General features: G+C 49.1%; 16 protein-coding genes. 15 read left to right on the forward strand and 1 reads right to left on the reverse strand.

Annotated elements, in window-relative coordinates; all coding sequences use genetic code 11:
- Positions 1-38: 38 nt before the first annotated feature.
- Complete coding sequence (locus QTL79_RS12770) at positions 39-1,454, forward strand: amino acid permease (protein WP_346355353.1); 1,416 nt, start codon at positions 39-41, stop codon at positions 1,452-1,454.
- 28 nt (positions 1,455-1,482) lie between these two features.
- Positions 1,483-3,012 (forward strand): histidine ammonia-lyase, encoded by a 1,530-nt coding sequence (gene hutH, locus QTL79_RS12775; RefSeq protein WP_346355354.1) that lies wholly within the window; start codon positions 1,483-1,485, stop codon positions 3,010-3,012.
- A gap of 98 nt (positions 3,013-3,110) precedes the next feature.
- On the opposite strand, the gene QTL79_RS12780 is transcribed toward hutH, so the two are convergent.
- Positions 3,111-5,117, reverse strand: a complete 2,007-nt coding sequence (locus QTL79_RS12780; RefSeq protein ID WP_346355355.1) for a sensor histidine kinase — start codon at positions 5,115-5,117, stop codon at positions 3,111-3,113.
- Positions 5,118-5,364: 247 nt separating this feature from the next.
- On the opposite strand from QTL79_RS12780, the gene QTL79_RS12785 reads away from it, so the two are divergent.
- The 13 genes from QTL79_RS12785 to QTL79_RS12845 all read left to right on the forward strand — a co-directional run.
- Positions 5,365-5,823 carry a GNAT family N-acetyltransferase gene (locus tag QTL79_RS12785; protein ID WP_346355356.1) on the forward strand — a complete coding sequence of 153 codons (459 nt, stop codon included), beginning with the start codon at positions 5,365-5,367 and terminating at the stop codon, positions 5,821-5,823.
- A 24-nt stretch (positions 5,824-5,847) separates the two neighbouring features.
- The gene (locus QTL79_RS12790; RefSeq protein WP_346355357.1) at positions 5,848-6,024 is read left to right on the forward strand and encodes a hypothetical protein; all 177 of its coding nucleotides are present in this window, start codon (positions 5,848-5,850) and stop codon (positions 6,022-6,024) included.
- A 411-nt stretch (positions 6,025-6,435) separates the two neighbouring features.
- Positions 6,436-9,549 (forward strand): ATP-binding protein, encoded by a 3,114-nt coding sequence (locus QTL79_RS12795; RefSeq protein WP_346355358.1) that lies wholly within the window; start codon positions 6,436-6,438, stop codon positions 9,547-9,549.
- A 13-nt stretch (positions 9,550-9,562) separates the two neighbouring features.
- Complete coding sequence (locus tag QTL79_RS12800) at positions 9,563-10,789, forward strand: response regulator (protein ID WP_346355359.1); 1,227 nt, start codon at positions 9,563-9,565, stop codon at positions 10,787-10,789.
- 39 nt (positions 10,790-10,828) lie between these two features.
- A complete protein-coding gene (locus QTL79_RS12805) occupies positions 10,829-11,527 on the forward strand; it encodes an Hpt domain-containing protein (protein WP_346355360.1) in 699 nt (232 codons plus the stop codon).
- A gap of 7 nt (positions 11,528-11,534) precedes the next feature.
- Positions 11,535-11,918, forward strand: coding sequence for a response regulator (locus QTL79_RS12810; RefSeq protein ID WP_346355361.1), 384 nt, complete (start codon positions 11,535-11,537; stop codon positions 11,916-11,918).
- Between the two features lie 290 nt (positions 11,919-12,208).
- On the forward strand, positions 12,209-13,618 hold the full coding sequence (locus QTL79_RS12815; protein WP_346355362.1) for a ShlB/FhaC/HecB family hemolysin secretion/activation protein: 1,410 nt from the start codon (positions 12,209-12,211) through the stop codon (positions 13,616-13,618).
- Between the two features lie 16 nt (positions 13,619-13,634).
- Positions 13,635-14,282 (forward strand): hypothetical protein, encoded by a 648-nt coding sequence (locus QTL79_RS12820; RefSeq protein ID WP_346355363.1) that lies wholly within the window; start codon positions 13,635-13,637, stop codon positions 14,280-14,282.
- 119 nt (positions 14,283-14,401) lie between these two features.
- A complete protein-coding gene (locus QTL79_RS12825) occupies positions 14,402-14,809 on the forward strand; it encodes a hypothetical protein (RefSeq protein ID WP_346355364.1) in 408 nt (135 codons plus the stop codon).
- 268 nt (positions 14,810-15,077) lie between these two features.
- Positions 15,078-15,866: a hypothetical protein gene (locus QTL79_RS12830; protein WP_346355365.1), complete on the forward strand. Its 789-nt coding sequence runs from the start codon at positions 15,078-15,080 to the stop codon at positions 15,864-15,866.
- Positions 15,867-16,078: 212 nt separating this feature from the next.
- The gene (locus QTL79_RS12835; RefSeq protein ID WP_346355366.1) at positions 16,079-16,606 is read left to right on the forward strand and encodes a histidine phosphatase family protein; all 528 of its coding nucleotides are present in this window, start codon (positions 16,079-16,081) and stop codon (positions 16,604-16,606) included.
- 463 nt (positions 16,607-17,069) lie between these two features.
- The gene (locus QTL79_RS12840) at positions 17,070-18,743 is read left to right on the forward strand and encodes a ShlB/FhaC/HecB family hemolysin secretion/activation protein (RefSeq protein WP_346355367.1); all 1,674 of its coding nucleotides are present in this window, start codon (positions 17,070-17,072) and stop codon (positions 18,741-18,743) included.
- Between the two features lie 38 nt (positions 18,744-18,781).
- A partial coding sequence (locus QTL79_RS12845) for a beta strand repeat-containing protein (RefSeq protein ID WP_346355368.1) occupies positions 18,782-22,477 on the forward strand: 3,696 nt, incomplete at its 3' end.

The following is a 22,477-nucleotide window of genomic DNA, read 5'->3' on the forward strand; positions in this document are numbered from 1 at the left end:
TTCGTCTAAGAACCTAGAATGAAATGGGAGGATGGAACATGACAACACCAAATCTGAAAGCAGAAGATCTTTGTCCGGAGAAAACAGGCTTGAAACGGGAAATGAAATCGCGCCATCTCATGATGATTTCCATTGGCGGAACGATCGGTACAGGGTTATTTATGGGTGCGGGACAGGTCATCAGCGACGCCGGTCCGGTCGGGGCGATCCTGGCCTTCATCTTCGGCGGTCTGGTCATGTATCTGGCATTATTGTGTCTGGGAGAACTGGCTGTCGCAATGCCGGTTGCCGGTTCGTTTCAAACGTACGCGCTGCAATTCATCTCGCCTGGCGTCGGCTTTACCGTCGGCTGGATTTATTGGATCAACTGGGCCGTCTGTATTGCGGCGAATTTTACCGCTGCCGGCATCATCATGGCGGGCTGGTTTCCTGACGTGTCGATTTGGATCTGGTGTGCGGTCTTTGCCGTACTGGTCGCGGTGTTGAATCTGATTTCGGTCAAAGTGTACGGCGAAACGGAGTTTTGGTTTGCCGGCATCAAGGTCGCGGCGATCATCGGTTTCATTCTGGCCGGAGCGGGCTTGATGTTTGGATTGCTCGGCCACGAAGGCGCGATCGGTTTTTCCAACTATCACAGCAATGAGGCTATTTTTCCACATGGCGGCTGGGCACTTTTCTTGACGATGATTAACGTAGTATACTCATTCCAAGGCTCGGAGCTGGTCGGCATCGCAGCCGGAGAATGCGAGAATCCGGGCAAGAACGTGCCGAAGGTTATCAAAGGCATTGTGATGCGAATCATCCTGTTCTATGTGTTGGCGATCGCAGTACTCGCGGCGACGATTCCTTATCAGGAAGCGGGTCTATTGGAGAGTCCGTTCGCCTATGTCTTCGGCCGCATCGGCATCCCGTTGGCAAAAGACATCATGAGTTTTGTCGTGTTGACCTCGGCTTTATCGGCCAGCAATTCGGCGCTGTATGTTTGCTCAAGACTCTTATGGTCGATGGCCAAAGACAAGCATGCACCGAGCTGGCTGGGTAAATTAAATTCCGGCGGCGTGCCGGTAAACGGCGTTTTGCTGACCTTGGTGCTTTCCGGTTTGTCGCTGCTGACCAGCGAATATGCAGCCGATACCGTATACTTGTGGCTGATGTCCAGCGTCGGTTTGACAGGCTGTCTGATTTGGATCGTAATTGCCTGGTGCCAGGTAAAGTTCCGTCAACGCTTTATCGAAATGGGCGGCAAACTCGAGACGTTGGTCTTTAAAACGCCGATGTATCCAGCGTTGCCGATCCTGTCGGTAATCTTGAATATTTGCATCATTCTCAGTCTGGCCTTTATCGAAGAACAGCGTATCGTCCTGTATACCGGACTGCCGGTAGTGGGACTGATCTACTTGTATTATGTTTTTGTACACAGCAAAACGGAAGCCAGCCGTCAAAACGCGGCTTAGCAAGAGATACAGAGGGGGACGTAAGAGCATGGTATTATTAGATGGAAATTCATTGACGCTTGAAGATGTGGTAAAAGTGGCCCGGCAAAATGAGAAGGCGGCGCTGAGCGAAGAAGGCCGCAAACAAATCATTGCCAGCCGGGCAATCGTCGATAAGATTCTTGCGGAAGAACGTCCTGTTTATGGGATTTCTACCGGATTCGGCGATTTCAGCAGCATCTTCATTTCGAAAGAAGAGCGGGAGAAATTGCAGAAAAATTTAATTCTCAGCCATGCGACCGGCGTCGGCCGCCACCTGCCGGTCGATGTCGTACGCTCCGCCATGTTGCTCAGGGCGAATTCGCTGGCCAAGGGCTATTCCGGCATCAAATTGTCGACGGTAGAAATGCTGCTGACCATGCTGAACGAAGGCATCTGTCCGGCTATTCCGGAGAAAGGATCGGTCGGTGCGAGCGGAGATCTCGCGCCGCTCTCGCATATGGTGCTGGTAATGCTTGGCGAAGGCGAAGCCTATGTCGACGGCGCGCTGATGAGCGGTGCTGCCGCGCTGCAGGCGAAAGGTTTAGAACCATTGGCACTTGGCGGCAAAGAAGGACTGGCGCTGATCAACGGTACGCAGATCATGACGGCGGTCGGTTCGATGGCCTGGCAGGATGCGGTGAATCTGATGAAAGCCGCCGATGTGGCGGCCGCGCTCTGCACCGAGGCGCTCAAAGGAACGCGCGCCGCGTTTGATGCACGGATCAGCCAGGTAAGACCGCATGTCGGACAGGTAGCGACCAGCGAGAACATGGCCCGTCTCACCGAAGACAGCGTCATCATCGCCTCGCATAAGAATTGCACGAAAGTCCAGGATGCCTATTCGCTGCGTTGCGTACCACAGGTGCATGGCGCTTCGAAAGACGCATTGCGCCGCGTGGAAGAGACGCTGACGGTCGAGATCAATGCCGCGACCGATAATCCGCTGATCATGCCGGATACCGGCGAAGCGGTTTCCGGCGGCAATTTTCATGGTCAACCGATTGCGCTGGTCATGGATTATCTGAAACTGGCGATCGCCGAACTGGGCAACATTTCCGAGCGACGCATCAACCGTTTGATGGATGCGCACTTAAGCGATCTGCCGCCGTTTTTGACCGCCTATCCCGGCGTGGATTCCGGTCTGATGATCACGCAATATACGGCGGCTGCATTGGTGTCGGAAAATAAAGTGCTGGTTCACCCGGCCAGCGCCGATTCGATTCCGACGTCCGCCAATCAGGAAGACCACGTCAGCATGGGCACGATTGCCGCGCGCCAATCGCGTGAAATTCTCGACAATGTGCAAAACGTACTGGCGATCGAGCTCTTGGCTGCGGCGCAGGGCGTCGATTTCCTCGCGCCGCTGGATCCAGGCAAAGGAACCGGCGCAGCACATAAGACGATCCGCAGCGTCGTGCCGCATCTTGACGAAGACCGCATTCCATCACCCGATATCAAGGCAATTTATTCTTTAATCGGCGACGGCACGCTGGTTGGTGAAGTGGAACGGGCAATCGGAGCATTGAAGATATATTAATTGAAAAACGCCGCGACTTCCGATAGCGGGAGGCGCGGCGTTTTATGCGTAACGGGAGCTGATTTAACACGAAGAGTGGAAGAAGGGAAGAATCTTTCTTACTCCGCCAGTAGCGGTAATGTAATCGTGAAGGTCGTGCCCTGCTCCGGTGCGCTGCTGCATTCGATCATACCGGAAAATTGCTGAGCGATGATGTTGTAGACGATCGATAAACCAAGTCCGATCGCGCCAGTTTCGCGCTTGGTGGTGAAGAAGGGCTCAAATATCCGGTCTTGGATATCTGCGGCGATGCCCTTGCCGTCATCCGTATATTTCAAAATTAACTTTGTAGGATGGCGTGTGACGGCGATGGTGATATGACCTTGCTGTTCTGGCTGATAGGCATGCAGCAAGGAATTGGCCAACAAATTGCTGAGAACTTGCGAGAATGCTTCGGGGTAGCTGTCGATTTCGAGATCGGATGCACAATCAATGCTCACGCTGATTTGCGGCGCGGACAAGCGAGTGGCAAAGCAGGATAAGGTGTTTTCAATGTATTCGCGAAGATTGAACGACTGCCGTTGCTCATAGGTATGATCGACGGAGACCTGTTTGAAATGGCGCACCAGCCGGATGGCCTGTTCCAGATTTGCCAAGATGATTTGCGCCGATTGCCCAGCCTCTTCGATATATTCGGTCAAGTGGCGGCGTTTTACGCTATTGGCGGCATACAAGGCAGCCAATTCCTTGGTGATCGAATCGAGATGTGAAGCCGCAGTTAAAGCCACGCCGGCAGGAGTGTTGATCTCGTGTGCCACACCGGCGACTAAGCTGCCAAGCGCGGCCATTTTCTCAGTTTTGACCAGCAAAGCTTGTGTTTTGCTCAGTTGAATGATCGTTTCATTCAACTCCAGATTCATTGCCTGCAATTCTTCATTGGCGGCGTTCAAATCTTGCGTCCGGTCTTCGACGCGCATTTCAAGGTTGCTATACGATTGCTTCAAGTTGCGCGCCATCCGGCTGAAGGAGAGCGCCAACTGGCCCAGTTCGTCGCTTGTTGAGACTTTGATTTCGGTTGTTTCAAGATTGCCGTCCGCCATTTGCAGTGCCAGCGACGTCATTTTTTCCAGCGGCCGCGTGATCCGCGTCGTAGCATAGATGATGGTCAATAAGACCAAGAGTAAGGTAAAAGCATAGACGCTGATAATCAGGTTGCGCAGCGGCGCGGCCTGAGCCTCTAGTTCCGCACGGTCGATGATGGCGATAACTTTCCAGCCGCGTTTGTCCGGCGGGCTGACCAGCATGATTTGCTCCAGATTGTCCGCGGTGAACGGCTTTAGCATGTTTGCCTTTTCTTCCAGTTGGGTCAATTGACTGACGCCGACTTCTGCAGGCGTTTTGAGGAGCCATTCAGGATGTTTAGGGCTGACGATGATTTTATTGTTTGGATTTAAGATCAACAGATAACCGGTCTGGCCGATGTTCGTATCGACAACTTTTTTTTGGAATTCCGTCAAATACAGCATGACGCCGACGACGCCGATCGTTTGCGCATCACGCTCAATCGTATGCGTGACGCTCACGACCATCTGATTGGTAACAGCCGTGATGTATGGATCGGTAGTAACGATTTGGCCAGGCTGTGCGATTGTGTTTTTATACCAGGCGCGCAGTCTCGGATCATAAGAGCCTTTCGGCATAAACGGCGGTGTTTCCATATAGCCGCCCCAGGACGAAGCAAGAAAAATCGTATCGATATTGCTGTGATTATTTTTCATGTTTTTAAAATAACGTTTTAGCGTTTGTTCGAGCGGATCGTCGCGGTCGACGAAGCTGGAGGGGTCGTAGTGAATATAGTTGTTCAGTTGTGCCGGACTGATTTCGAGCAGCCGGTCATCATTTGCCAATGCCGTGACTAAGTTCTCGACCGGACTTAAAAATGCATGATCAAGATCGCTTTGCACCTTGTCGATTACCGTGCGAGCCTGTTGAATGTAGTTGGTTTGAATGCGTTCGATGACGACTTGGCTGATATAAGCGCCGCCCAGTAGGTAGGGAAAGATACTCGCCAAAAAGACGCCCAGACATAGGCGGGTGCGCAACGAATTGAGCTTGACTCCGAACATGACTTCATCCCCTTACGCCTGTCAAAATGCTAGTGCGACTTTGGCTATAAGGTTCGACAAAAAATGCTGGTAACCTTTAGCCGGAAAAGAGCGAGTTGCTTAAAAAAGTTTCAAAAATAAAAAAGGTAAGAAGAATCAGGCAGATCGGCTGTGGGAGGAACTTGAAGAGCGCAGCGCGAAAGTAAGAGAAGTATATAAGAAAACGAACCGGCAGATAATGAACCCAGCCGGAAGGAGCGACGCCAAGATGGAGATAACGTTTCGAAAGGCGCAGGAAGAGGATGCCGAAATACTGACCCGCATATCCTTTGCTGCGAAGCGGCATTGGAGCTACCCGGAAGAATGTTTTGCCATATGGAAGGATGAACTGACCATTACTCCGGCTTATATCAGGAAAAACACGGTTTTGATTGCCGAGGCTGACGGCGAGACGGTGGCGTATGCATCGGTCGTGAGCGAAGGCGATGAAAGCTGTCTGCAACATGTCTTTGTGCTGCCGCTCTGCATCGGCAAGGGTATCGGCTCTAAATTGGTAACGGAAATGAAAAAGATCTGCGCTGCACAAGCGATTGCATGCCTGACGATTTTTTCTGATCCGCATGCGCAAGGCTTTTACGACAAAATAGGTGCGCGTTACGTGGATGAATTCCCGTCTAATATTCCGGGGCGAAACGTGGCGATGTATGAATTGGCAATAGGAAATTAATCTGAAGGATAGACGGAGGAAACGATGAAAAACATTGAGATGACGAGCGAAGGCGATATTCTGACAATCAAGATTGACCTGAGCCAACGCTTCGGCAAGTCGAGCAGCGGCAAGACGACAATCGTTGCCAGCACAGAAGGCAATCAAGCCGTACCGGGACATGAGGAAATCAAAATTGGTTTGAATGTGTATACGAAATGAAGCGAAACGCCGGGGCTATCCTAAGGGATGTCCTGGTTTTTTGTTTGGAAAAAGAGAAAAATTGTCGTTTTTATTTTAAAACGCGGAGAGTCTGCATAACGGAAAAGGGAGTACGGAGTCATGCCTCCCGCCTAGCGGATTAATTTACTAGAAATAAGGTAGCCGCAATGGTAGAATACTATTGTGAAAATTAATATCAAAATAGGCAATTAGATCAACTGAAACTAGGTATCATTTTAGACAGTATTAAGATAATTAGATACTTATGTTTGCGGAGGCTAATCGTGTATGGCCATCACAAATAATGTGATGGCTTTTTCGTTATATGTCTGAAAAGGTCAGGTTAGGTATGCTGATTAAAAATGGAACCGGCATACAGCAAGAGGCAGCGAGATGGCGAGGTGACTACTATTGAAATTTCTGGGTAAAAGCATCAAATGGCAGCTGACTGTTCCGATAACAATTATAGTCAGTAGTGTCTTTCTCGTTGCTGTTGGGATAACGTTTGTCGGCGCAAGGTCTTTAATTATCCAGTATGCCTGTGATAATGCCATGAGTAAAGTTCAGTACTTTGCCGATAGAATCGACGGTGACTTAAAGGTAAGCGCCGATGCCGTTAAAACGCAAGCCAATACCATTAAGACTATTTATGGACAGCCAAACCATAAAGAATTAGTTAAAGATATAGTATTTAACTGGGGTAATAGCAGTGATTACTATCAGAGCGTGTGGTTTGCAGGTGACAGCCAATACCAAAAACAAGGTTTTATTGTCTATTGGTTTGAGAAATCCGGTAGAAATATAAGATGGTGGGAATTTGATAAATACGATTGGGAGAAAAGAGAAGCAATACTGACAAGATATTTTGTTGAAGATGGCAAAATAAAAGCGGTTGACATATCAGACTATGAGTTTAAAGACTTTTCTGAGTTGAAGTACGCTGACGATCCCCGATATGTTGCTTACCAAGGCCCGAAGAAGAAAGGCGGAATATCTTTTTTAGATCCTTATTTAGATCCGGTTGTAAATATCCCGACGGTTACAATAGCTACTCCGGTTTACGATGAACGGAAAAACCTGATTGGCGTTGTCGGCATGGATATGAACATAACCGGAATACAACAAATTACAAACAATGTTAAAATAGGGGAAGAGAGCCAAATCATCTTAATAACCAGTGATGGTTCAATAGTAGATCATCCCGACCAACAGTTGGTAATGAAAAAGAACATCTTTACGGACTATAATGATCAATTGGCGCCATTTTTTAAAAAAGCCGTTGCGGATGATCATTTGCTGCAGGAAGTAAATAATAACGGCAACAAAGAATACTTTTTTTCGATGCACATCCCTTCTGCCCAGTGGACTTTGATTATGATGGTTCCTGCCCGTGAAATATTGGGCGAACTGGAATTGTTGATGCTGATTGTAAGCGGCGGGATGCTTTTAATCATCATACTTTTGGCTGTGGGCATTTTTCGCTGGATAACGGCCAGAATCAACCAGCCGCTAACAAAGCTTGTCGAAGGAACGGAGCAGATATCAGCCGGGCGCTTTGAGCACCATATTGAAATCAATGCCCAGAACGAATTGGACATTTTAGCGGAAAAATTTAATTGGATGTCTGATAATATCCGGCACGCATATAACGAGATGGAAAACCGCGTAATCGAAAGAACCAAAGATATTGTCTCCGCCAATGAACGGTTACAGGAAGCTAAAGTATTGGCCGAAAGCGCGGCCCAGGCAAAAAGTGAATTTTTGGCAAATATGAGCCATGAAATCCGTACACCGCTCAATGCGATTATTGGTTTCAACAGCTTAGCGCTAAAAACAGAACTTTCGAATGAGCAAAGAGATTATATGGACAAGAGCGCCATCGCGGCGAAATCACTGCTGGACATTATCAATCAGATTCTTGACTTTTCCAAAATAGAGGCTGGCCGACTGGAACTGGAAACAATCGATTTTCAGTTGACTGACGTAGTAGCTGACATTACTGACATGATCTCAGTTAAGGCGGCCGAAAAGGGAATGGAACTGATTAGCTCCGTTGCTGCGGATGTGCCGTGCGCCCTGGTAGGCGATCGGTTGCGACTTGTCCAGGTGCTGCTTAATCTTGTCGATAATGCTGTCAAGTTTTCCAATGATGGACATATTGTACTTAAAATTGAACTGGAGGACAAAGAGGAAACCAGCTGCATATTGCGGTTTAGCGTTGAAGATTCCGGGATTGGCATGACGGAAGAACAAATAAGTAAACTCTTTATCGCTTTCTCCCAAGCGGATAATTCTGTGACCAGAAAATTCGGCGGAACCGGCCTAGGTCTGACTATTTCCAAGCGCCTAGTGGAAATGTTAGGCGGAACGATTGCGGTAAAAAGCCAACTAGGACAGGGCAGCACCTTTTCTTTTACCGCAAAATTTGGCCGGCAAGCGCAGATGCAAAAGCCGCAGCTTGCGACTAAATTCCAGGAAGAGTTGCTGGGGCTAAAGAAGAGGTTGGCGGGAGCGAAAGTGCTTCTGACGGAAGACAATATCTTCAATCAGCAAGTAGCCGCAGCGCTGTTAAGAGGTGCGGGTCTCAACGTAGATATCGCCAACAACGGCAGCGAAGCGGTGACTGCGGTGATGCGAAACGACTATGACCTGATACTGATGGATGTGCAGATGCCGGTGATGGGCGGTTATGAGGCGACAAGCATGATCCGGTTAAGAGGGAAGGCGGATTTGCCGATAATTGCTATGACCGCTCATGCCATGCCGGGAACCAGAGAGGAATGTCTGGCGGCGGGAATGGACGACTATATCAGTAAACCTCTGGAACCGGAAATTTTATCTGCCGTGCTGTCGCGTTGGATAAAGCACCGGAATAATACGGTTTGGGAGATAGTCGTAGGGGAGCAGTCGGGAACGGCCGATTTTCCTGCGACGCTTCCAGGCATTGATGTGGAGGCTGGCCTTAGCAGGATAAACGGCAATGCAAAACTGTTCAGCGAACTGCTCATCGGGTTTGCGAAAAAGTACAATAGCGCACCAGAGAAAATAAGAAAGGCTCTCATGGAAAAAGACGCGGAAGAAGCGCTGCAGCTTGTTCATACCCTCAAAGGGTTGGCAGGTAACTTAGCGGCTACCCAAATATATGATGCAGCCGTTAGATTGGAAGAGGCGTTGGTAAAAGGAGCAGAGTGCGCCGGTTGGCTGCAAGAATTGGAAGCAGCATTGGCAGAGTTGGCGGACTTAACGGAAAGGCTGGTACAGGTAAAACCCGAGGTAGCAGCGGAAAAAACGCTTGAAAATACGAGGGAAGCCGATCATGTGGTGCGGGAACTGGCGCGTCTTATCGAAGCAGGCGACATTGACGCCCTAATATCGCTGGAAAGTTTGAAGAAATGCCTGGACACTGTTGGTTTAGAAGAGGAACTGCAATTGCTGGAGGATAGTGTGAGAAATTTTGACTTCGAAAGCGCCCGCCCGCCGCTGGAGAGAATCGCCAGGGCGCGGAATATCTTGTTGGCTGACTAGGGAGGCGATGGGTGTGGCTGTTAGTGTTGCGAAAAAGCCGATAGTACTGATTGTCGATGACGAACCGGGAAGCGTCAAAATACTTCTGGAACTGCTGCGTTTTGATTACCGTATTCGCGTCGCCAATGACGGAGAAAAGGCGCTCAAAATCGTCTTCGCAGAAGAAAAACCGGATTTGATATTGCTGGATGTCATGATGCCAAGGCTGGATGGCTATGAAGTGTGTCGGAAAATAAAGGCGGATGTGCGGACGAAACACATACCGGTAATATTCATAACGGAGAAAAACGCTGAAGTGGATGAGCTAAAGGGATTTGAGGCGGGAGCGGTCGATTATGTGGCAAAACCATTCCGGGCAGATGCCGTAAAGGCCAGGGTGCGGGCCCACATCAGGTTGCTTGGCCCCCGGCTGTCGGGACAGGATGATACCGTGATTACCAGGCTGCTAAAACGAAAGAATTCGTCTTCGGATACTTTACCGACTTGCAGCGACAGCCAAATAAAATGTCTCGGTAAGTTTGAAGTATGCTCTGCTGCCGATAACACTTCGCTAAAATGGCGCACTGCGAAGATAAAGGAACTATTCGCATTCCTTCTAAATCATCAGGGGGCATTTATGCCGAGGGATGTGATTATTGAGAGCTTATGGCCCGAGCATAATTTCGATACGGTGGGTAATAACTTGCATACGACGGTGTATAGGCTGAAAAAAATCGTAAAAGAAGCCGGTCTCAATATTTCCATAGAATTTTCCAACGGTTCATATAAAATGAGTGTAGGTAAGGATATCCATTGTGATGCCAGTAGTTTTGAGCTGTTTGCTCTCCAAAATAAAACGATCGACGTAGGCAATTTGCCGGAATTTGAACAAGCCGCTGACCTGTATCAGGGAGACTATCTTGCGGGTAGCGATTATGCATGGTGTTCGGCAAAAAGGAACAGGCTGCAGGAATGCTACGCTTCCCTGATAAAACTTCTGGTCAGATACTATATTGACGTGCAGCAGTATAAAAAAGCGGAGTATGCGCTGCTTAAATGCATTGAGCATCTGCCCTATGATGAAGATGCTTATGAATCATTGTTGTGGGTCTGCTTTTTACAAGGAGACAGAGCTGCGTTGGTGAAATATTATCAGCAATTGGAACTCACGTTGAAAGATGAATTGGGTATTGATCCCCAGGCTGCACTAAAGAATTTATACGAAAGATGCATGAATGATTTTGGCAAATGCCCAGTCTAACAAATGGGGGCGAGAGAGCACGATGGCTACGCTAAGAAAATGGTAAAACCTGAAGAGCGCAATGAAGGAGCGGTAGTTGCCTTGGTAGATGACTATTATCAACACTTGCGGGAAAAAGATAAAGGCCTTCCGGAATTTTTACCGGGACTGGATATTGCGGCAGGTTTGAAAAGAATAGAGGGTAATACCTGGTTATACCGGCAACTATTGATTGATTTTGCCCGGAGATACAGTATGGTGACGGAAAAAATAGCAGAACATATCAAAAAAGATGATTTTCCGGAAGCCGAGCGGATTGTCCATACGCTAAAGGGCGTTGCCGGAAATATAGCGGCGGGTGAAATGCGAAAGACCGCAGCGGAGCTGGAAGCAGCAATAGCTAATAGAAACAGTTCGGCTTATGAGCCCTTGCTGCATCGCCTTGAACAGCATGTGCGGATACTGCTGGAAGGCATAAAGAAATCAGGACTGCTAAAAACGGAGAACGTCCCCGTTGACGCAAAGCCGCTTGCTACGGCTCAAGTTGCTGTTGTCCTGACTAAAATGCATAAATTGCTTGCCGAAAATGACCCCGATGCGGAAAAATTTCTGGAATATATGAGGGAAATACTTCAAGGCCCGCTGTTTGCAAAAGAAATGGCGGAATTGGAGACGCATTTAGGAAATTATGATTTTGAGTTGGCGTTAATACCGCTACGGAAGATAGCCGGTTGTTTAAATATAATCGTGGAGGAATGAGGGCGTTATGACGAAACAGACGCTACTGATCGTCGATGACGAACCGGGAAATATTAAAATACTGGTGGAATTATTGCGTGCGGAGTATAACATTCGCATTGCCAATCATGGCGAGAAGGCGCTCAAAATTGTCTTGGCGGAGGAAGCACCTGATTTGGTGCTGCTTGATATTACGATGCCCGGCCTGGATGGTTACGAGGTGTGCCGCAGGATAAGCGGGAATTCCCGCGATAAAATACCGGTGATACTTATCAGCGGAAAAAACAGTGAAGCGGATAAGGAAAAAGGCTTTGAAGCCGGCGCTGTAGACTATGTGATCAAACCGTTCTGCGCAGAAGATTTAAAGATTTGTGTACAAACCCATATAAAAGCAGCGCATATTGATAGTTAATCATTGCGTGACGGATAAATTCATATTTTGGATTATTTGCCGCGGAAGCAATACTTGGACGCCAGCCAGGTATTGCTCCTTTTCGTCGTTTGTCAAAATATGTTTGAGTTAAGATGTTCTTCGAAATTAAAGAAGAATTGTCCAGAAAATGTCCAGAGCGTGCTGGTATATTGGTTAGTAGTTGGAGTAGTCTTTGAAAAATTGGCGTCAATCTGGATTGGCAAACAGTTTCAATAAGAATTCAGAGGAAGGTCAGGCAAACCAATCTATTATTAAAGGAGCTATTATTTGTGAAAGAAAATACCATTTTGCGCAAAATTGCGCAGGCGTTGTTGCTTGCGCTGCTCTTGCCAGCGTACGCTTTCGCTGCCCAACCAGATTCTGGCGGACAGACGCCGGCACAGGCCGATGTGGAAAAAGCGGTGCAAAGCATTGCCGACAAAACGCTTGGAAAAATCGTTATTCAGGGGAACAAACTAGCGACGGAACAGGGCGTCTTAACCACGCTGCCTGCTCTGCGCGCAGGGGAAAAATTGGATGTGAACGAGCTGGCCAATGAAATCCTGCTGGCCAATGAAAACGGCACGCGTCAGATCACGGTGGATTTGCATCCGACCGGCGAAACATCGCTTGATGCCTATGTGACCGTTCGGGAAGGGCGCGCCGATCGGTTTGCGCTGGATATTGACAATACAGGCAACGATTCTACCGGAAGATGGCGTACCCGCTTGTCGTACATCAATGGAAACATCGGCGGCACAGGGCAGATCGGCGTGTTCAGTTATGCAACCTCGCCCAGCAATTCCAGCGCAATCAAACAATTTGGCGCATATTACAACCTTCCGCTGCCGCGGGCCAAGGACAACCTGTATATTACCGCCAGCTACTCCGATTCCAATGCGGGACGGATTTTAAGCGGAGCAGGCTACAGCATTGACGCGGCAGGACAAGGAAGCAGTTTTGGCGTACACTACGTCCATAATTTGCGCAGGACGGCTACCGAACGGCGATCACTGGATTTTGGCATCGACGCACGACAATACAAAAACGATATTAATTTGAACGTATTCAATACGCCGCTCGGCATCGGCACGGATGTCGGCACATTGCCGCTCAGTATATCCTATCAGGCGCAGAATTTGCGCGCTAACACGATGACGGCCTATTCACTGGGCTATGTGCGCAATATTGCGACCGGCGGCCAAAACAGCACCGAGCAATATGACCAGTATCGTTTAGGCACATCCGCCAATTATCAAATTTGGCGCGGCGCTTATCAGTACCAACACCGCTTTGCCAATAACTGGCTGGCCAATGTGGCCGTTACGGGCCAGTATACCGGCGAACGGCTGGTCAATCCCGAACAGCTTGGCCTGGGCGGCGCGCGTTCGTTGCGCGGTTTGGATGAACGGGAGCTCAGCGGCGACCGCGGCGTGCAGGGCAGCTTTGAACTGTATACGCCGGAAATCGCCAGAGGACAACGCTTGTTGCTGTTCGTTGATGCCGGATATTTAAATAACGTCAGTCCGCAAAGCGGCGACTTGAGCAGCGTTACGGCGGCCAGCTGCGGTATCGGCTGGCGCGCCAATTGGGACAACGGCTACAGCGCAGCGTTTGACTATGGCTACGTCGTAAGCAGCACGGTCGATAAATACAAGAACAATAAAAAATTCCACTGTTTGTTGTCAAAAACATTTTAGAAGGGAGTGATGAATCATGGGAACAAAACGCTTTTGGCAAAGAATATTCGCACTGGGGGTAATGACTGGATTTTTAATGTTTAACAGCCAGATGGCGAATGCTGTTGTGGACAATCTCCAAGCGCTTTTACGGGATGAATCTACTACTAGCACTATCGCTGCGTATAAAAACCGTAACACAGGGGCCGTCAGTTGGGTTTGGAATCCAAGCAACGGCTGGCTTCAGGACATGAGTGGGCGGAATGTTGCTATGTCGGTGAGTTCTTTGAATAATGCAATGAGTCAGGCGAACCAGCTGAATTGTCAAAATAATACCGGTAGCGCTTTAGCAGTTGTAGTCGCTCCATTCTATAGTAGCGCTGGCACTACTCCTCTTTCTAATAGTGGTGGTTTTATTTCTACGGGTGGTGGCGCTGTCGATGCCGCTACTTATGCCAATGAGATATACAAGCGGTATTTTGGGAGTGCTGGAGGTAATGGCACTCCACCGCCGCCTACTACTTCTACGGCTATGGCTACTACGCCTACCACGGCTCCTCATAATAATGATCTCGAGCTCTTTATCCCTCAGAATATTCAAAATGCCTCGGACAAAAGCAAGTTAATGTCTAATCAACCAGTTACTATCAGTCCAGGACTGATGGTTTACCCCAATCATTTATGAAGGGGCGTATTAAATTCAGGTTATCGAGAACGACGTCTTCAGGGTACCGACATAATCGTGGATTAAAAGTAAGCGTTACTGTTTAACGGCTGCGTAAAAAATAAGGGAGGGTGACTACTATGTTATTTAAACAGGTTGCATTAGAATCTGATCCGATTGTGATTCCTTCCGGCCAGAGACAAAGGCTTGGAAATTTAACGATTAATTGCCAGGAGGAGAGTTCAGGACCAGCATTAATTATGTTTAACGGAAATTTTTATCTGGATGGATGTACAGATCATCAAGATCAGGGCGTTGTCTTTTCAGTGTTTTTAGATGAATATGAGATAGGGCGTTCAATGTATAGCTTTCCATATGAAGAAAGAAAAAATGGTTGCATGCCTATCAGTATTGTGACAGCCAGTTCTATTAGCAGCGACTGTTCAATTCCAATATATGTTACTTGTCAGGTATACGGGAAAGATGTTCAGGCCGTCATCAACTATGGTGTATTATCGTTGGTATATTGTAAACAATGTAATTCCTGAATTTCTACACGGACAATGATGGATGAAGTGGGGGAGCCTTACGAAACGCAATATAATGCACGGTAATGAATTATAGATAGAAAAGCTGGGCAAGGATTATTTATCACTTGTCCGGCTTTGCTTGCGGATAATGCGACCTGGCCAGGGAAGTGCTTATCGCGCCGAGTTAGACCATGGCTATATAGTCAGTAGCAGCGTAAATAAATACAAAAATAAGCAAAAAGTTCGATTTTTACTGTCAAAAACATTTTAGAAAGGAGGATGAACAATGGTAACAAAAAGCTTTTGGAAAAAACTATGGGTGATGGGAGCTGCGTTAGCACTTGTCCTAGGGAGTAACGATACGGCGGCCGCGGTCACGCTTAATTCGGCTGCTAGGAGCGAGTTGCTTCGAATAATGCACAATACTCCGCTCGCGATATGGCAAAATGGTGATAGCGGAGTCATTTCACTCCAAATAAATCCAACTAGTGGGTGGTTGGCAGCGAAGAGCTCCAATGCTGTTTTTTTTCAAGCGGGTAGTATCAGTAATGCACTAATCCTGGCGAACAGCAAAATTGACATGGCTAATCAGACAAACAGCACGCGGAGAGTAACATTTTTATCATATCCATTTATTAGCCATATGCCTGAAATGGACGCGCTCACAGATGGAGTGGTGCAACTGGGGCCGGGACTAACATTCAGCAAACTGAAGAATCCTCCCAGTGAGGCAGGAAATGAGAAGATCCCCAAGAGGGAGGAACAGGAAAAAAAAGATCAGGAGGAACAGGACAAGCTGTATAGCCGCTATACTATAAATGATATAGAACAAACCATATACTCAATATGGTCTGAAATAGGCACCATATCGAAGATGGGGCGGGTGGAATATATAACGCTATTGAATAATAAGATTGATGCAATAGGACGCTTACGCGGTGCTCTCAACTACATGAGACGAAATTATATATCAAAACACCAGGAGATACCGAAAAAGATTGGGATCCTAGAGGCGCAGTTGGATATTTTAGCGCCCCAGATAAGTTCTGAGATGTACAAGACGCTATTTCAATAGGAGACGGCAGCGGGCAAAAACGAGGGGACGCTTCTGTCTCATGAAAACTAGCGGTAGCCAATAATGAAAAGTGAGGTGAACGGACACAATGCCGTCCATCTCATTTTTGTTTTTGCTCAGAAATCTGACCTGCTTGACTTGCAGATATGGAAAGGGAACATAGAGCCAACGGAGAATAGAGAATTGAGAGGATAAAAAAAGGGGGCGGCGACATGAAGCTTGGCTTGGTCAGGCATTTCAAAGTGGAGTGCGCGCATGACGTTTGGTTGTCGGCAACCGAGTTCCGTCGCTGGGCCGCAGCCTATGATCTTGCGCCGATTCGAGCGAATGAAAGGCAAGTCGATCCGGCGGAATGGGATCGCTGTTATTGCAGCGATCTGCCGCGCGCGGTAGAGACGGCCCGCATCTTATATGACGGACCGACTACGCCGCTCGCTTTGCTGCGCGAAGTGCGGATCGCGCCGGTCTGCGAGAGCGCTTTGCCGCTGCCGTTTCTCTTTTGGATGACCGCCGGGCGGATCGCCTGGTGGGCTAACTTTGCATCACAGCCGGAAAGCCGCGCCCAGACGCGCCGGCGCGTTACGCGTTTTCTTTCTGAGCTGCCTTCAAGCGGAAATCTGCTGATCGTAAGTCATGGCTTTTTAATGGCCGAAATGCAACGACAGTTATTGGCCGACGGTTTTTCCGGTGATTCGTTTACGCGGGCGGAGAACGGAAAACTGTATCGCTTTGAACGTTAATAACGTGAGATATAGCGGAATTGTATGGAATCACTACCATTCATTGGACTGCGCGATGCAGCAAACGAAGTTTGACCGTATAAGAGGACGGATGCGATGCTTGTTATTTGGAAAAACATGGTATGCTTGATGTGGATCCGGATAATAAGAGGAGATGTTGAATATGGGAGACAAGAGCCCAAAGAATAAAGAGAAGAAAAAGAAAAAAGCGGAAAAAAAGATCATTCCAGTTGTTAGTCAAAGTCCGATCGCGATGTTAAATAAAAATCAATAAAGTCTGAAACGCAGATAAAAAACACGAAAGCGATCTATCTGAAAAGGTAGGTCGCTTTCGTGTTTTTTTATTTAGGCAAATAGAGTAAACAAAATCGATGGCTGTATGCAGCAGTAATGTTTAAAGATTGTTTAAAATTTAGCAACTTGCAATCTGTTAGTATTTATATAGACGTAAGGAGGATACAAAATGCACCAATATCGTTCCAATAAAAAAACAGGCATCATGATGACGTTGTTCCTATGCGCTTGTCTTGCTTGCCCGGCACTGGCCGCCGCCGCGCCTAACGCCGGAGAAATATCGAACACTCTCAAAGACAGCCAGGTTAAACCGGCAGAGAAAAAAAGCGGCGGCATCAATGTTGAATCGCTTCCGGAAATGCAACCGGATCTTTCTGGCCCCAAGATCAAAGTGAATCGAATTCGGATTTCCGGGCAAACCATTTATAGCGAGGCGCAGCTCGAAGGCATTACTAGCAGCGTTGTCGGTCAAGAAGTAACCTTCGGAGAACTGGAGCAGGCAGCGGGCAAGATTGCAAAATATTTCCGTGATAACGGTTACCTGCTGGCTAACGCGTTTGTTACAGCGCAGGAAATTAAAGACGGACAAGTAACGATTCAGGTTGTGGTCGGTCAGTATGGCGATGTTACCGTTCGAAACACATCGCGGCTGTCTGATCATTATATTAAAGCGATAGTCAAACCGCTAAAAAACGGCGATGCGATCCACATAGATAGCTTGGAGAGGGTGCTGCTTATTTTGAATGAGGTTAGCGGCATTACTCTGAAAAGTACACTAGCACCGGGAAAAGAACCGGGTACGTCGGATTTGATTATGGAAATCAGCGACGCGCCTGTCGTCAGCGGGCAATTGTATGGCGACAATTGGGGCAATCGCTTTACCGGCGAGATAAGAGGCGGTTTGAACATCAACATCAACAATTTGAGCAGGCAGGGCGATGTGCTTACCGTCGGCGGTTTGTACGGCGGCAGCGGGTTGCGTGATCTGAATTTTGATTATGCGTTGCCGGTTGGCAGTGAAGGCGGGAAAATCGGCGTAACCTATTCCAACGTGAATTATCTGTTGGGAGAAGAGTATGCCGTACTAGGGGCCAGCGGGCAGGCGAAGGCGAGAGGGATTTATGCCACGTATCCGTTGCACCGTTCGCGAAATGCCAACCTGTATCTTCGTATTGGTTTTGAGCGTAAGGAGCTACAAGATTTGGTTGGATCCTCTGCAACAGACAGCCAAAAAAAAGTTGATGCTTGGAATGTTGGTTTAAAAGGCGATTGGCGCGATGCGGCTGGTGACGGCAGTACTGCCTTTGGCTTGGCATTAACGCAAGGGCGGCTTAACATGCTTTCTGCCGATGCACGAAATAATGACGATTTAAAAACAGCCGGCAGTTACAGCAAAGCAATCATCAGTTTGCTGCGGCAAAAATATATCAATGAACGTCTCAGTTACAATTTTTCGTTTACAGGACAGCTTGCCAGCAAAAATTTGGATTCGGTTGAGAAATTGTTTCTCGGCGGTGCAACCGGCGTCAGAGCTTATCCGCAAGGCGAAGCGGGCGGCGATTCCGGCTATCTGGTGACGGGAGAACTTCGATGGAACATGCCGACGCCAAATTTCCAATTGGCTGCATTTATTGACAGCGGTCAGGTCACGCTAAACAAAGCACCGCTCAATAATGATGCCAATACGCGTGCCTTGACGGGAGGCGGCTTGGGCGTCGTCTTTAGCCGGAACAACGACTATAGCATCCGTGCGGATTATGCCTGGAAGATCAGTTCGGATAAAGCCGTGTCGGATCATGACAAAAACGGACGTTTCTGGCTGCGAGCCATCAAATATTTTTAGCGATAAGAATTTTGCGTAATAAACAGGGAGGTTTAAAGATGCAAAGAAAATGGAAACGAAAATGGCAACGTACGGTGCGAAGCATTGTTATAGCGTCATTGGCGGCAACCGTGACATTAAGCGCGTACGGCATCGGTTTTGCCAATCCGACGAATCCGAATGTTACTGCCGGTTCTGCGGATATTACGACGAATGGCGCAACGATGACAATTACGACCAGCGACAAAGTTTCGATCAACTGGAATAAATTTAATATTGCCGGCGGCGAACGCGTGAATTTTGTTCAGCCCAGTGTAAATTCGGTTGCGTTAAACAGGGTTATCGGCAATGAAGCTTCGGCGATATACGGTACGCTTAGCGCTAACGGCAAGGTGTTTCTCATCAATCCGAACGGCATTTTGTTTGCGCCGGGCTCATCGGTCAATGTCGGTGGATTGGTGGCTTCAACGCTCAATCTTTCTGACAGCGATTTTTTGAGCGGCCAATACAAATTTAGCGGCAACGGAGCTTCCGTCATTAACCAGGGAACGATCAACGCCGCCAGCGGCGGCTATGTGGCTCTGCTTGGCGCGCAGGCAAAAAATCAGGGCGTCATCCTTGCCAACCAGGGCAGCGTCGTACTGGCGGGCGGCAAGGCGGTCACGTTGGATTTGGCGAATGACGGATTCTTGCATTTGGCAGTCGACCAGGCTGCCTTGTCCGCCAGCGTCAGTAACGGCGGACTGATTCAGGCTGACGGCGGCAAAGTACTGCTCAGCGCCAGAACGGCCGATGCGTTGGCTTCGACGGTAGTCAACAACAGCGGTATTATTAGAGGCCGCAGTATCATGAACAAAAATGGCCTGATTGTCCTGGACGGCGGCAGCGGCGGAGCTATGAATTCCGGCACGCTGGATGCAAGCGGCAAAGACGCCGGGCAAAGCGGCGGCGAGGTAAAAGTGCTGGGCAACAAGGTTCTGCTGGCCGCAGGCTCGGAAATTAATGTTTCCGGCGATCTGGGCGGCGGAACGGCGCTTGTCGGCGGAAACTACCAGGGCAGTGGTACGGAGCAAAGAGCGATCGAAACCACGGTGGAAAAAGGCGCGGCGATCCATGCGGATGCGGTTAGCAACGGCAACGGCGGCAAAGTGGTGGTCTGGTCTGATGGCAAGACTACGTTCGATGGGAAAATCAGTGCCAGAGGCGGTGCCGAGAACGGCAGCGGCGGCAGCGTCGAAACGTCAGGGCATGATACGCTCAACGTTGGAGACAGCGCGCGCGTTGACACCAGCGCGGCACGCGGCAAAACAGGAACCTGGTTGCTCGACCCCAAAGACTTCACTATTGCAGCGGCCGGCGGCAACATGACGGGAGCGGCTCTTTCTGCCAATCTTCTTACGACCGATATGGTGATTCAAAGCGGCAACGGCACGACAAAGGCCGGAGGGACGGACTCTGTTTACGTAAACGATGCGGTCACTTGGAACAGCGCCCATTCGCTGACGTTTCAAGCGCTGAAAAATATTTACGTCAATGCAGCCATCGCCAATAACGGTACGGGAAATCTGACGTTTACGCCTGGGGCCAGCGGAAATTTGTTGGTGGGGAAAAGCGGTTCCGTCCATTTTGGCGGCAGCGGAAATCTATATATCGCCGGAAATCAGTACACGCTGATTAATAACCTGGCCGACTGGAACGGCATGGCGATGAGCGGTTACTTCGCACTCAACAATGACATTAGCGGCGTGACGGGAGCTATAGGAGGTTCAGGAGCGTCGTTTACCGGTACGGTCGACGGTCTGGGCCATAAGGTTGACATTGGAATAGTTTCCGGGTACGGTGCATATACGGGCTTGTTTGGGCAAAATGAAGGAACTCTTCGCAATCTTGGCGTCAGCGGCACGATAAGCGGCAATGCGAACCGCGTCGGTGGCCTGGTTGGATATAATAAGGGCAGCATACTTAACTGTTACAGTACGGTAAACTTGAATATGAGTTCATTCAGCGATATGGGTGGTCTAGTCGGAAGAAATTACGGTATGGCGATTGGCACTGGCGAAATTAAGAACAGCTATAGTACAGGTACACTAACTAGTAATGACTACGGTGACTTTGCCGGAGGTCTGGTTGGAAACAATTCGCACGGCAGCATTGAAAACAGTTACAGTACGGGTAACATCAGTGCGGCTAATACAGAATATGTCGGCGGCTTAGCCGGTGAAAACAGCGGACTTGTAGACAAGTCATACAGCACCGGCAATGCGAGCGGGAGTACGGTAGGCGGACTGCTCGGACGTAGCAGTGGTACTGTCACGCAATCTTTCAGCAGCGGCAGTGCTACTGGTGGAACAGCGGGCGGATTTGTGGGAGAAGTTCAAATGAACTTTATTTCCAATTCATTTTGGAATACGACTACAGGCGGAGCAAACGGCTTCGGTACTGGTAGTGCAGGGGGAGCGGTCGGCAAGACAAATGCCGAGATGCAAACAGCATCGACCTTTGCTGGCTGGGATCAAAGCATTTGGAAATTTTATGACGGTTCCAGTTCCCCGATTCTCAGATCGTTTTTAAAACAGACAGTCGTTATCACGGCGAAGAACAATACGATGATCTATAACGGTTCGCTCTACGACGATAGCAATGGAGTAGACTATTCGACGCCGGTTACGCTATTAGGAACTCTGCGCTATACCGGGTCGACGAAGAACGTCGGTACGTATACGATTACGCCTACCGGATTGTACTCGAACCAAGAAGGGTATGACCTTGTCTTTGCCAGCGGTACACTGCAAATTACGCCGGCACTGCTAACCGTCACGGCAACGGGGATTGACCGGGGTTATAACGGAACAACTAATGCCAACGTGAGTTACGGCGGCTGGTTGGCCGGCGATAACGTGACGATCAGCGGGTCAGCCGCGTTTGTCGATAAAAATGCGGGCAATAACAAGACGGTAAACGTAAGCGGCATGTCGATTGCCGGCGGCAGCGACGCAGGCAACTATACACTGGCCAACAGCACGGCCACGACGACCGCAAACATTGCCAAAGCGTCGCTGACGGCAACGGCAACAGGAGTTGACCGGGGTTATAACGGAACAACCAATGCCAACGTAACATACGCTGGCTGGGTGGCCGGCGACAACCTGACGCTCGGCGGCACGGCCGCGTTTGTCGATAAAAATGCGGGTGTGAATAAAACCGTGAACGTAAGCGGCATGTCGATTACCGGCGGCAGTGACGCGGGCAACTATACGTTGGCCAACAGCACGGCTACGACGACTGCCAACATTAGCAAAGCGTCGCTAACGGCGACGGCAACAGGGATTGACCGGGGTTATAATGGAACGACCAATGCCAACGTGAGTTACGGCGGCTGGGTGGCCGGCGACAACCTGACGCTTAGCGGCACGGCCGCCTTTGCCGATAAAAATGCGGGCGCGAATAAGACCGTGAATGTAAGCGGCATGTCGATCACCGGCGGTAGTGACGCGGGCAACTATACGCTGGCAAACAGTACAACCACGACGACTGCCAACATTGCCAAAGCGTCATTGACAGCAACGGCAACGGGAGTTGACCGAGTTTACAACGGAACAACCAATGCCAACGTAACCTACGATGGCTGGTTGGCCGGCGACAACCTGACGCTTGGAGGAACGGCCGCGTTTGTTGATAAAAATGCGGGTGCGAATAAGACCGTGAACGTAAGCGGCATGTCGATTACCGGCGGCAGTGACGCGGGCAATTATACG

This window comes from Azotosporobacter soli (assembly GCF_030542965.1).
Lineage (GTDB): Bacteria > Bacillota > Negativicutes > SG130 > SG130 > Azotosporobacter > Azotosporobacter soli.